13 protein-coding genes are annotated in these 11472 nt (G+C 62.8%); 9 read left to right on the top strand and 4 right to left on the bottom strand.

The window, feature by feature from the left end; all coding sequences use genetic code 11:
• Positions 1 to 100: 100 nt before the first annotated feature.
• Complete coding sequence (locus tag ABW043_RS10040) at positions 101 to 1342, bottom strand: penicillin-binding protein activator (RefSeq protein WP_353921073.1); 1242 nt, start codon at positions 1340 to 1342, stop codon at positions 101 to 103.
• Between the two features lie 82 nt (positions 1343 to 1424).
• Between ABW043_RS10040 and rsmI the strand changes: the two genes are divergently transcribed.
• The 4 genes from rsmI to ABW043_RS10060 all read left to right on the top strand — a co-directional run bounded on the left by rsmI (position 1425) and on the right by ABW043_RS10060 (position 4344).
• Positions 1425 to 2312, top strand: coding sequence for a 16S rRNA (cytidine(1402)-2'-O)-methyltransferase (gene rsmI / locus ABW043_RS10045; RefSeq protein WP_353921074.1), 888 nt, complete (start codon positions 1425 to 1427; stop codon positions 2310 to 2312).
• Positions 2281 to 2667 carry a YraN family protein gene (locus tag ABW043_RS10050; protein WP_353921075.1) on the top strand — a complete coding sequence of 129 codons (387 nt, stop codon included), beginning with the start codon at positions 2281 to 2283 and terminating at the stop codon, positions 2665 to 2667. The genes rsmI and ABW043_RS10050 overlap by 32 nt, the downstream gene beginning before the upstream one ends.
• A 39-nt stretch (positions 2668 to 2706) precedes the next feature.
• Positions 2707 to 3648: a glutathione synthase gene (gene gshB / locus ABW043_RS10055; protein ID WP_353921076.1), complete on the top strand. Its 942-nt coding sequence runs from the start codon at positions 2707 to 2709 to the stop codon at positions 3646 to 3648.
• Between the two features lie 63 nt (positions 3649 to 3711).
• Positions 3712 to 4344, top strand: coding sequence for a MarC family protein (locus tag ABW043_RS10060; RefSeq protein ID WP_353921077.1), 633 nt, complete (start codon positions 3712 to 3714; stop codon positions 4342 to 4344).
• A gap of 1 nt (position 4345) precedes the next feature.
• On the opposite strand, the gene ABW043_RS10065 is transcribed toward ABW043_RS10060, so the two are convergent.
• Positions 4346 to 5188, bottom strand: coding sequence for a glycoside hydrolase family 25 protein (locus tag ABW043_RS10065; RefSeq protein ID WP_353921078.1), 843 nt, complete (start codon positions 5186 to 5188; stop codon positions 4346 to 4348).
• A 179-nt stretch (positions 5189 to 5367) separates the two neighbouring features.
• Here ABW043_RS10065 and ABW043_RS10070 point away from each other — a divergent pair, with 179 nt between their 5' ends.
• The 3 genes from ABW043_RS10070 to ABW043_RS10080 are packed head-to-tail and all read left to right on the top strand — an operon-like array spanning position 5368 to position 8033.
• Entirely contained in the window at positions 5368 to 6894 is a 1527-nt protein-coding gene (locus ABW043_RS10070) for a YifB family Mg chelatase-like AAA ATPase (RefSeq protein ID WP_353921079.1), read from the top strand.
• An 18-nt stretch (positions 6895 to 6912) separates the two neighbouring features.
• Positions 6913 to 7365 (top strand): NUDIX domain-containing protein, encoded by a 453-nt coding sequence (locus ABW043_RS10075; protein WP_353921080.1) that lies wholly within the window; start codon positions 6913 to 6915, stop codon positions 7363 to 7365.
• Between the two features lie 29 nt (positions 7366 to 7394).
• Positions 7395 to 8033 carry a DUF1294 domain-containing protein gene (locus ABW043_RS10080; protein ID WP_353921081.1) on the top strand — a complete coding sequence of 213 codons (639 nt, stop codon included), beginning with the start codon at positions 7395 to 7397 and terminating at the stop codon, positions 8031 to 8033.
• Positions 8034 to 8063: 30 nt separating this feature from the next.
• Here the strand turns inward: ABW043_RS10080 and ABW043_RS10085 are convergent, their stop codons facing one another.
• Both ABW043_RS10085 and ABW043_RS10090 read right to left on the bottom strand, forming a co-directional pair.
• Positions 8064 to 8771, bottom strand: coding sequence for a helix-turn-helix transcriptional regulator (locus tag ABW043_RS10085; RefSeq protein ID WP_353921082.1), 708 nt, complete (start codon positions 8769 to 8771; stop codon positions 8064 to 8066).
• Positions 8772 to 8923: 152 nt separating this feature from the next.
• Positions 8924 to 9934, bottom strand: coding sequence for an aldose epimerase family protein (locus tag ABW043_RS10090; protein ID WP_353921083.1), 1011 nt, complete (start codon positions 9932 to 9934; stop codon positions 8924 to 8926).
• A gap of 103 nt (positions 9935 to 10037) precedes the next feature.
• On the opposite strand from ABW043_RS10090, the gene ABW043_RS10095 reads away from it, so the two are divergent.
• Positions 10038 to 11099: a LacI family DNA-binding transcriptional regulator gene (locus ABW043_RS10095; RefSeq protein ID WP_353921084.1), complete on the top strand. Its 1062-nt coding sequence runs from the start codon at positions 10038 to 10040 to the stop codon at positions 11097 to 11099.
• Positions 11100 to 11178: 79 nt separating this feature from the next.
• Positions 11179 to 11472: FGGY family carbohydrate kinase (locus tag ABW043_RS10100; RefSeq protein WP_353921085.1), on the top strand; the 294-nt coding region annotated here is incomplete at its 3' end.

Genomic DNA, 11472 nt, shown 5'->3' on the forward strand with positions numbered 1-11472 from the left:
TCTCCCCGACGGGTAGAAGAACAGTTCAGCGACCACCTCTTATTCCTCGCCCCCTCGGGGTGTGGGTGGATCGGCCGCAGGCCGAGACGGGTGAGGGTGTCTAAAGCTTCGCCCCATCCACCGTGGCAGCCCCACCAGCCCCCACCTTCTTCACCACCAGCGCATATTCCGCCCGGCCATTGGTCAAAAACCGGAACGCCCCATCCCGCCCATTGAACCCGGAAGCGCCCGTCAACAGCCCCGGATTATACGGCGGGCTCGCCATGGACAGCGTATTCACATTGGCCAAAATCGTCGCCGTATAGGCAATCGTCGCCAGCGGATGCGGCCGCGATCCGAACTTGGCCTGATAGTCCCCGGCAATGGCGTTGAACCCAGCCTCATCGACCGCCGGATAGACCGCCCCCGCCAATCCCGGCGTGGAATTGATCGTGGCGTCACCCGCCCAATCCGCCGACCCGACAATCTGCACCGCATCCCCGGTCACGCCTGCGCTCGCCAGCGCCGCCGCAAATGCCGGCGCACTCGCCCGCTCAGGAATGAAAAAGGTATCGATCATGCCGCGATCGATCTGTTGCTTGGCCTGCGCCACGATCTGCGCCGCCTCACCCGGCCCGGAGAACGTGTAGACGGCCGGCGCTCCAAACCCTGCCGCAACAGCCTGCTGCCGGAATGCCGTCGCCAGCGCCTCGCCGTAAGGCGTCGCCGGAAAAGCCCCGGCCAAACCGCGCCGTCCCTGTGCCTTCACGTAAGTCAGGGCGCGCTTCATCTCCATGTCGGGCAACACGGATAGGAGATACACCCCCTGCCCGGCCGTGTTTGGATTGTTCGAGAACCCGATCAGCGGCACCCCGGCGCCCCGCGCCACATTGGCCACCGCCGCCACCTGGTCACCCCTCAGCGGCCCGAGGATCAGCTTTGCCCCGCCCGCCACGGCTGCATTGGCGGCGTTGATGGCTCCAGCAGGACTATCCCCGGTATCGCGTAGCGTGATGGTGATATTTTCGGCTATGTTTGGATTGGCTTCGATAAACGCCACCGCGAGCTTTGAAGCATTGGCGAGCGATGTCCCGACCGCCGCAAGAGACTGATCCCCCGAAAGCGGCAACAGCAGCGCCACCGGCACCGGCCCGCGCCCGAACAGCTCGCCACCCGATTGCGGCATCGGCGTCGGCGTCAACGTGCCAGTGTTCCCACCACCGACATTGCCAGCGGGTTCACCCCAGCCCAGTGTCCGCGAACCGATCTGAAAACTGCCTGTAGAACACGAGGCCAAAGCCATGCCGAGCACGAGCGCCAATACGCCGCGCCGCCATTTGGCATTTGCCTGACCAAAACTCATGAATGCGGTCCGAGATGCTCACAGTCTGTTAACAAACTGCCCTCATTTCGTTAAGCAAGTCTCAACCCGAGGAGCTTCCGGCGTGACCGAACCCAAAGCCGAATATTTCATTGCCGGCTCGCCCTTTAGCGCCCCGCCGCTTGCCGCCGGCCTCTACGTCGTCTCGACCCCCATCGGTAATCTGCGCGACATCACCGTTCGCGCCCTCGAAACCCTTTCCGCCGCCAGCATCGTCCTTTGCGAAGACACCCGAACCTCCGCAAAGCTCCTCGACCACTACGGCATCCGCGGAAAACGCCAGCCATTACATGAACATAACGAACGCGCCCGCGCCGAAGAGATCGTCTCCCGCATCGCATCAGGCGAAGCCATCGCCCTGATTTCCGATGCCGGCACCCCACTCCTTTCCGACCCCGGCTTCCCCCTCATCCGGGCCCTCGCCGAAGCCAATCTCCCCGTCTTCCCCATCCCCGGCGCCTCCGCCCTTCTGTCGGCTCTCGTCGTCGCCGGTCTCCCCACCGACGCCTTCGCTTTCCACGGTTTCCTGCCCCCCAAATCCGGCGCCCGCACTAACGCCTTGGCAAAGCTGGTGGATTCACGTGAAACACTGGTATTTTACGAGTCTCCCCGCCGCCTCGACGACGCCCTCGCCGCCATGGCCGAAGTCTTTGGCCCCCGCCAGGCCTCCGTCAGCCTCGAGCTGACCAAGCGCTTTGAGCGCACTTTTCGCGGAACGCTTGCCGAATTGGCGGAAAAATTCGCAGGCGAAGAAACCAAGGGCGAGGCCGTCATCGTCGTCGCTGGTGCAGATGAACCGAGCGCTCCCGCCGCCGAAGACTGGCAGGCCGCCCTCCTCGCCGCTATGGCCGATCAGCCGGTGCGCTCGGCGGTCGACGAAATCGCCGCCCGCTACGGCCTGAAACGCAAAGAAGTCTACGATGCCGCCCTCGCCCTCAAGGCCAAGCAATAAAAGGCAGATTGCCGAACGCGGTGGCCACCGCGGCGAGGCGCTGGCAGCGCTTTTCCTACGGCTCAAATTCTACCGCATCAGAAACCGCCGCTACAAAACCCCGATCGGGGAAATCGACCTCGTCGTCGAACGCAATGGCACTATCGCCTTCGTCGAGGTCAAAACCCGCGCCACCCATTTGCTGGAAGCCGAGGCCCTCGAAGCCGTCAACATATCGCGCATTGTGCGAGCCGCGGAGCATTGGCTTGCGCGCCACCCGCGCGAAGCGGAAAAGACCTGCCGCTTCGACGTAATTTTCCTTGCGCCCGGTCGCTGGCCGCGCCATCTCATCAACGCGTTCGATGCGGGTGCCTGACCGCCGTTTCGGTGTGACCCCGCTAAACAAGGGACAAAAATGCTAAAAATCGCCGTCCAGATGGACCACGTCTCCACCATCAATCCGCGCGGCGACTCGACCTTCGCCATGATGCTCGAGGCCCAGGCCCGCGGCCACGAACTGCTGCACTACACGGCCAATACCCTGTCCTTGCGCGACAATGTGGTCACCGCCCTCGTCCAGCCGATCACGGTGACCGACGCCGAAAAGGGCCAGCATTTCACCCTTGGTGAATCGAAGCGTGTCGATCTGTCGACGCAGGATGTTATCCTGATGCGTCAGGATCCGCCCTTCGACATGAACTACATCACCATCACCCATATTCTCGAGCGTCTGCACCCCAAGACGCTTGTGGTGAACCCGCCCTCCGCCGTGCGCAATGCGCCGGAAAAGATCCTCGTGACCGATTTCCCCGAATTGATGCCGCCGACTTTGGTGACTCGCGACCGCACTGAAATCCACGCTTTCCGCAAGGAGCACGGCAACATCATCGTCAAGCCGCTCTACGGCAATGGCGGCGCGGGCGTCTTCTTCATCCAGGAAGGCGACCACAATCTCAATTCGCTCATTGAACTGTTCGAAAATGCCTATCCCGAACCGTTCATGATCCAAAAGTACCTTCCGGATGTGAGGAAGGGCGACAAGCGCATCATCATCATCGATGGCGAGCCGGTGGCCGGTCTCAATCGCATCCCGGCCGAAGGCGAAGCGCGCTCCAACATGCATGTCGGCGGCCGCCCCGAACTGTCCCCGCTCACCGAGCGCGAAAAGGAAATCTGTGCCGCCATCGCCCCGGCGCTCAAAGAGCGTGACATGATCTTCGTGGGCATCGACGTCATCGGCGACTACCTCACCGAAATCAACGTCACCTCCCCCACCGGCATCCGCGAAATCAAGCGCTTCGGCGGCCCCGACATCGCCGTCCTTATCTGGGACGCCATCGAAAAGCGCCGCGCCTGAGCTGAGCTTGGCGACACCCCGCAAATCCCTTAGAAGTCAGCTTTGGGTTTTGCGGGGACATTCGTGGACACTTCGGCTTTTCTCGTCGCTTTCGCGACGCTTTTTGCGACCGTGGGTGTCGCCGATATCGCCTTCATCTTCGCCGCGCTCACCAAGGACAACACCCCCGCTCAGCGTCGCACCTTTGCGACCCGCGGCGTCGTCATCGCGCTGCTGATCCTGCTGTTCTTCGCCTTCCTCGGCAATGTGATCCTTGAAGTTTTCGGTATCACCATCCCGGCCCTGCGTACGGCCGGCGGCGTGCTGCTTCTTCTGATCGCCATCGACATGGTTTTTGCCCGCCATTCGGGCGGCACCGGCACGACCGACGAGGAAGAGAGCGAAGCCCGTCACGCCAACGATATCTCGGTCTTCCCGCTCGCCATGCCGCTGCTGGCCGGTCCCGGCGCCATCAGCGCCGTCATCCTGCTCACGACCGGCGCCCGCACCGATGCCGAATTCTGGCTCGTCATCGCCGCCATCGTGGTCATCCTGGCCATCGCCTGGCTAACCCTGCTCGTCGCCATGCCGATCCAGCGTATGCTGGGCCTCACCGGTCTGTCGGTGGTGTCCCGCGTCGTCGGCATCCTGCTCGCCGCCTTGGCCGTGCAGTTCGTTTTCGACGGCATCAAGGCTTCGGGTCTCTTGGGCGGCTAAGTTATTTTGCGAACTGGCAGCGCCCGGTCGGTGCCAGTGCCGCAATCGCGCGCGGATCGCAGCCTGTCGACAGGAACATCAGCCAGTCATTGGTCGATCCGTAGAACACATTACGATCGACCTCGCCGCGCACGCCCGGGACCACGCCGGTCTGAGTGTACTGCCAGAAGGTCCAGGGACGATTTTCGTAGCGCTCATGCGGCTCGGCGGCGGTCGAGCGCAGCCAGAATGTGTTCGGGAAATATTCGCCGGCGAGCACGTCGCGGTGGAAATTCATGTCGGTATAGATGATCGGCAGCTTGCCGGTATGGCGCTCCATCACCTCGAGCATCAGCCGGACCTTTTCGAGCGCATCCGCCCTGCTCGGCTTCACCTTGCAGCTCGAATGATTGTTCCACTCGAGATCGAGCACTGGCGGCAAGGCGCTGGGGTCGGCCGGCACGTTCTGCACGAACCAGTTGGCCTGTTCCGAGGCTAGGGAACACCAGGTCATGAAGTGATAGGCGCCGCGCGGCATGCCGGCATCGCGCGCACGCTGCCAGTTGGTGCGGAAATTGGGATCGACATAGTCCTTGCCTTCGGTCGCCTTCATGAAGACGAAATGCGTCCCCGCGGCGCGCGCCTTGGCGAAATCGACATTTTCCTGATAGCGCGCCACGTCAATGCCCTGCACCGGCATGGTTCGCGCCCGATCGACCGCCGCATGCGGACGATTATCGCCCGGAATGGCGCCATAAAGCCCGCCGCCGGTGGCGCAGGCCGCCAGGGCTGTGACCGCCAGGCCCATCACGGCGTTGCGCAACAGAGCGGAAACGGAGGCGGGCAAACGGAAGGCGCGGGCCATCAATACACTCGGGTCAGAAAGACAAACTGAGCCTTTGATTCAACATGGCGCGGTTAACGGAGGTTTAGGGTAACCAATGTGGCAGCGTGCATGGTTAATAGACCATTCTTTGTTCGCTCTCCGTTCTTGACTCGGCCTTTCCTTCTGTTAGCGTTGTGAGGGGTTTGGGGGCATTCCACATGGTGACGCGCGTCGCGACGGTGGCGTTCCAGGGCATCGAGGCCGTGCCGGTCGATGTGCAGGTGCAGATTGCGCCGGGCCTCTCCAAATTTCTCGTCGTCGGCCTGCCCGACAAGGCAGTGAAGGAATCGAGTGAACGCGTCCGCGCCGCCCTCGTCGCCTCGGGCCTCGGCCTCCCGCCAAAACGCATCACCATCAACCTCGCGCCCGCCGATCTGCCAAAGGAAGGAAGTCACTACGACCTTCCAATCGCCCTTGGCCTGATGGCCGCCATGGGCGCCATCCCGCAGGATGCGCTGGATCGTTTTCTGGTCCTGGGCGAACTGGGGCTCGACGGGCGTCTGGCCCATGTCGGCGGCGTGCTACCCGCCGCCATTGCCGCGACGTCGCGCGATCTCGGCATCATCTGCCCAACGGCCTCTGGCCCCGAAGCCGCCTGGGCCAATGACGATATCGACATCGTCGCCGCCGATAGCCTCCTCGCACTCGTCAATCACCTCGTCGGCCGGCAATTGCAGGCGCGTCCGAAGCCGGCGCGCCAACTGATCGACGCCTCCGCCCTGCCCGACCTCGCCGACGTGCGCGGCCAGACTATTGCGCGTCGCGCGCTCGAGGTCGCCGCAGCCGGCGGCCACAATTTGCTGTTCGTCGGCCCGCCGGGCGCGGGAAAATCCATGCTGGCCGCCCGCCTGCCTTCGATCCTTCCCCCGCTCAGCCCGCGCGAATTGCTCGATGTTTCGATGATCCAGTCGATATCAGGCGAACTGGCCGGCGGCGCCCTCTCCGACCGTCGTCCCTTCCGCGCACCCCATCATTCCGCCTCCATGGCTGCGCTTGTCGGCGGTGGCCTGAAAGTGCGGCCGGGCGAAGCGACGCTTGCGCATAACGGCGTGCTTTTCCTTGACGAATTGCCCGAATTTGGCCCCAGCGTTTTGGACAGCCTCCGCCAACCGCTCGAAAGCGGCGAAACGGTCATTGCCCGCGCCAATGCCCGCGTCACCTATCCCAGCCGCTTTCAGCTCATCGCCGCCATGAACCCCTGCAAATGCGGCATGGCCGGTACGCCGGGTCACATCTGCAAGCGCGGCAATGCCTGCGCCGCCGACTATCAGGCCCGCGTTTCCGGCCCTTTCCTTGATCGCATCGACATCCGTATCGATGTCCCGGCCGTTTCCGCTACTGACATGATCGGCGCCGTCGGCACAGCCGAACCCTCTTCTGCCGTCGCCAAGCGCGTCGCGGCCGCCCGCGAACGCCAGCGCCAGCGCTATGAGGCGGCCGGCGTACCCGACATTCTCACCAATGCCGCGGCCGGCGCCACCTTGATCGAAAAGCTGGTCGAACCCGATCGGGAAAGCCAGACCCTGCTGCTGCAGGCCGCCGAACGTTTCAATCTTTCGGCCCGCGCCTATCACCGCGTCCTCAAGGTTGCCCGCACGCTTGCCGATCTGTCCGGCGTCGATAAGGTGGCCCGGCCCCATATTGCCGAGGCCTTGAGCTACCGCCTCAATTTCGGCGCCGCCTGATCGTCCGGAGTTTTCTGCATGCAACACCGCATTTCTGCCGGCGTCCTTGCCTTGCGCGATCAAAAAATCCTGCTCGTCCGCCACTTTCGGCCCGGCATTCACGATTTTTGGGCCGGTCCCGGCGGCGGCGTCGAAGGCACAGAGGAACTTCACCAAGCCGCCGAGCGCGAGGCTTTTGAGGAAACCGGCCTCAGGGTCAGGGCGCATAGTCTCGTCGCCGTCGATCACCTGATCGAGGGGAGCGGGCGCATGTTGAAATTCTGGTTCCTCTCCGACTATGTCAGCGGCGAGATCGACGTCACGGCCAATCCGGTCGAAGGGGAAAGCATCAGCGAAGCTGGCTGGTTCTCACGCGATGCGCTGCCGACAGGCCATGTCTTCCCGGACATCCTGCGCCAGGGATTTTGGGACTATCTGGAAAGCGGCTTTCCGCCATTGACCAATTTGCCGGTCCATCAGTCCATTTTCTGAGATTGCGAAATCACGCCCGGGAGACGGTGTTGCAGCGCGGCGAACTGGTGCAGTGGAACGACGATCGCGGCTTTGGTTTTATCGAGACCAATAAGGGCGAACGCTATTTCGTCCATATCTCCAATATCCGCCGCATTGCAACGCGCCCGCGCGTCGGCGATCCCGTCTCCTTTGCGCTCGGAAAAGGCAGGGACGGACGGCTGGAAGCGCGCTCGGTCTCGATCCTTGGCGCCAATCCCAAACCCTCGTTCGCCCAGTTGCGGCGCGGGACGGAGACCCGAACCAGCCCTGGCTGGCGGCTCTATTTAGCCATCCTCATGGCAGCATTGGTCGCTTTTGGGCTCTTCCTCGACCACCTGCCCTGGCTCCTTGCCGGCCTTTACCTCGCCATGGGTCTGGTCTCATTCCTCGCCTATGGCCGCGACAAGCAATCTGCCGAAAGCGGGCAATGGCGTACCAGCGAAGTCACGCTGCTCGGGATCGACCTTTGTTTTGGCATCGTTGGCGGCTTGCTCGGCCAGGAGGCCTTTCGGCACAAGACGCGCAAATCGGGATATGTCGCGACAACGCTGCTGATGTCCGGCGTGCATCTGCTCTGGATCGCCGGTTTTGCCTTCGGCCTCATAGATCCCGATATCTTTGCCGACATTGGAAACATCGGCCTTTAGCACAGCCGTGTTTCACGTGAATCCGTCCGGTTACCCTTCGCCCGCCTGCGCCCGGTGATCCCGCGACCAGCTATCGCGCCATTCTCGCTCCAGCGCCGCGCGGCGCTTGCCATAGCGCTCCTCGGTGATGATCAGGTTGACGATCCGGTCGGTCCGAAAATTGCGAAAATCCTGCCGCAACAGGCACCAGGCAGCAATGGTCTGCTTGCCTTCGTAAAACGCGAGCCCCACCGGCCAAAGGGTGCGCGAGGTCGCCCGCCCCTGCTCGTCTTCATAGTCGATGGTCACGGCCCGCTCCTGGCGCATCGCCAGCCGTATGTCGGCGAGCACCGGAATAGGCTTGCGCCCGCCCCAGATGGCCACCGGCCACAGTGCCGTGTCGCTGATCCGGTCGCGCAAATCTTCGGGCGAGGCCGTGGCAATCTTGGCCAGCGCATTGCGCGCTGCCGCACCCAACCCGTCATCCGGCTGAGTTTCCACCCATCTGGCGCCCAAGACCAGGGCCTCCAGTTCTTCGGGCGAAAACATCAGCGGGGGCAGGAAAAAGCCGGGTTTCAGCATATAGCCGATGCCCGCCTCGCCATCGATCGGCGCGCCGAGCCCGATCAGGGTCTGGATATCGCGATAAAGCGTGCGCACGGAAACGCCCTGCTCGTCGGCCAGAGCCGCAGCCGTGATCGGCCGGCGATGACGCCTCAGGGCATCCATGATGGCGAAAAGCCGTTCGGTCTTGTCCATGCATTCCCCTCCCGCAAGGCCAATCTGGTTGCCAGATTTTCGCCGCCAAAACAAGAATTTTGTTCATGTTTTGATCTTGTCACAGGGAATGAAAAAGGCCGCATGGTCCCTTGGATCATGCGGCCCCTGATGTCAGCTCACGCGAGCCGGTGTTATGCGATTTCGATATCGCACCAGTGGCTATAGGGCCGTTCCGGGGTGTGAATGATGTTGGGGAAGTGCGGATTGTGCAGCGCATCCGCCAGATTCTGGTCTTCGAGGCAGAAGCCGGCATGCTTGCCATAGTGCTTGCCATTGAGCCCCGGCACCGGAATGTCGGTCCAGACACTGTTATAAACCTGCACGCCCGGCCGGTCAGACCAAATCTTGAGCGTCAGATCCTTAGCTGGCGAAACAACCGTGGCGATCGGGTCGGCATGCTTGCGGCCCGTGTCGAGCACCATGCCGATATCATAATCAACCGCAGCGCCACCGGCATCGCGCATGGTGCGAGCCTGGCGCAGGTCATACTGGGTGCCGCGCGACGGCAGGATGGCGCCAGTCGGCGCCAGATCGTCGCCAAGCAGCGTATAGGCGCTCGAATTGACCTGGATCGTGTGGTCGAGCACGTTTTCCGTCTCGCCCAGATTGAAATACTGATGCTGCACGAGGCTGATCGGCGTCGCGCGATCGGTCGTGGCGGTCAGTTCGAGCCGCAGCTTGTTTCCATGCAGGCTGTAGGTCGCGGCAAAATTGACATTGCCGGGATAGCCCATGGCGCCATCGGGCGAAAAATGCGTGAAGCGCACGGCATTGTTGCCTTCGTCCACCTGACCGTCCCAGACCTGCCGTCCCAGGCCTTCATCGCCGCCATGCAATTGCAGGTCGCCTGCATTGGCCGGCAACTCGTAGGTCTTGCCGTCGATTTCGAACGATGGCCCCGAAATGCGATTGGCAACGCGCCCGGCCAGCGAACCGAAATGCGGGCTGTGCTGGGCATAGGCATCCATGCTGTCGAACCCGAGCACGACGGAGCGCTCACCACCTTCGACCGGCACGCGCCAATCCCGTACGGCAACGCCATAGCCGATCAGGTCAACCGTGACGCCGGTGACGCTTTGGAGGCGAAACTGATCCACCCTCTTGCCATTGAATTCGCCGAAAGTGGAAACCGCTATGGCCATACTGCCCTCCTCATGAACCCGGCAAGCTGTAGCGCGCCTCGCGGCGCTTCCGCAATGTCGCACTTGACCTTTTGCCTTCACCTGCCGAAGCTTGCGCGAAACAATGGCAGAAGGACGCAATGTGGACGAGATCGGTTTGAAGCGCCGCGCCACAGTTCATGACGTGGCCAGGACCGCCGGCGTTTCGCTCGCCACGGTGGATCGCGTCCTCAACGGCCGGCCCGGCGTCCGGGCCCAGACAGTCGAAAAGGTCGAGGCCGCCATTGCCGAAATCGGCTTTCAGCGCGACCTCGGCGCCTCGCTTCTGGCCCGCGCCCGCGATCTCAAATTCACCTTCATCATTCCGGATGGCTCCAATGAATTCATGGCCAGCCTTGCCGATGCTGTCGATCGGCGGCTGGGCTCGGCTCTGACCGATCGCATTCACCTCGACATCCGTCGCGTCCGCGCACTGGATGGCGAGGCTCTGGCGCAAAGCCTCGATGCGCTCGATCCGCGCCATTGCGACTGCGCGATCGTGGTGGCGAGCGACGAAGCCTCCGTGCGCGAGGCCGTGGACAATGCCAGTCGCAATGGCATCGCCGTGATGACACTCGTGTCCGACCTGCCCGGCACGCAGCGCCGCCATTTTATCGGCATCGACAATGTCGCGGCCGGCCGTACCGCCGCCTCGCTGATGGGTCGGTTCCTGCCCCAGGGTGGCAAGATCGCCGTCATTGCCGGCTCGCTCCACCTGCGCGACCATGCTGATCGCCTGGCCGGGTTTCGGACCGTGCTGGCGGACGAATTTCCCAGGCTCGAAATCATCGGCCCGGTGGAAGGTCACGATGAGCGTGGCGAAACCCAGGACATCATCGGCGATCTGCTGAACCGGTACCCCGATCTTGCTGGCCTCTATAATCTGGGCGCCGGCAATGCCGGGCTCGTTGCAGCCCTTGATGCTTCGTCGCGCGCCGGTCATATTCGCGTCATCGCCCATGAGCTGACCGAGCCGACGCGGCGCGGGTTGCAGTCAGGCGCCATCGACGTGATTCTGGACCAGAACCCCGATGGCGAAATTCGCGAGGCCATTGCGGCTGCGCGCACTTTGGCACTGGGGGGCCGGCAACTGGGCGACATCAATCCCATTGAAATCGGGATTTTCCTGCGCGACAATTTGCGTTAGAAAATCGCCGATCACGACAATGGCGGTGTTGGGAGGACTACGCTATGTTTCGCCTATCCGAAATTGAGGTACGTGCCTCATGACTTATCTTGGTATTGATATCGGCACTTCCGGCGTCAAGGCGCTGCTGATCGACGCGCATGGCCGCGCATTGGGTGAAGCCTCCGCCGCAGCTGTGGAGCCAGTCCGGCCCCATCCCGGCTGGTCGGAGCAAAATCCTGCCGACTGGTGGAAGGCAACCCTAGAGGCCATCGACAAGCTGAAGGCGGCCCATGGCAATGAACTGGCCAAGGTCCGCGGCATCGGCCTCTCCGGCCACATGCATGGCGCAACGCTGCTTGGCCGCAGTAACGAGGTCCTGCGCCCCGCGATT

It is taken from the genome of Devosia sp. (assembly GCF_040509215.1).
Classification (GTDB): Bacteria; Pseudomonadota; Alphaproteobacteria; order Rhizobiales; family Devosiaceae; genus Devosia.

What these genes read in the sequence shown, in the direction of transcription:
- ABW043_RS10040 (WP_353921073.1), bottom strand. Translation starts at nt 1,342, where the DNA reads ATGAGTTTTGGTCAGGCAAATGCCAAATGGCGGCGCGGCGTATTGGCG.
- ABW043_RS10050 (WP_353921075.1), top strand. Translation starts at nt 2,281, where the DNA reads ATGCCGCCCTCGCCCTCAAGGCCAAGCAATAAAAGGCAGATTGCCGAA.
- gshB (WP_353921076.1), top strand. Translation starts at nt 2,707, where the DNA reads ATGCTAAAAATCGCCGTCCAGATGGACCACGTCTCCACCATCAATCCG.
- ABW043_RS10065 (WP_353921078.1), bottom strand. Translation starts at nt 5,188, where the DNA reads ATGGCCCGCGCCTTCCGTTTGCCCGCCTCCGTTTCCGCTCTGTTGCGC.
- ABW043_RS10070 (WP_353921079.1), top strand. Translation starts at nt 5,368, where the DNA reads ATGGTGACGCGCGTCGCGACGGTGGCGTTCCAGGGCATCGAGGCCGTG.
- ABW043_RS10075 (WP_353921080.1), top strand. Translation starts at nt 6,913, where the DNA reads ATGCAACACCGCATTTCTGCCGGCGTCCTTGCCTTGCGCGATCAAAAA.
- ABW043_RS10085 (WP_353921082.1), bottom strand. Translation starts at nt 8,771, where the DNA reads ATGGACAAGACCGAACGGCTTTTCGCCATCATGGATGCCCTGAGGCGT.
- ABW043_RS10090 (WP_353921083.1), bottom strand. Translation starts at nt 9,934, where the DNA reads ATGGCCATAGCGGTTTCCACTTTCGGCGAATTCAATGGCAAGAGGGTG.
- ABW043_RS10095 (WP_353921084.1), top strand. Translation starts at nt 10,038, where the DNA reads ATGGCAGAAGGACGCAATGTGGACGAGATCGGTTTGAAGCGCCGCGCC.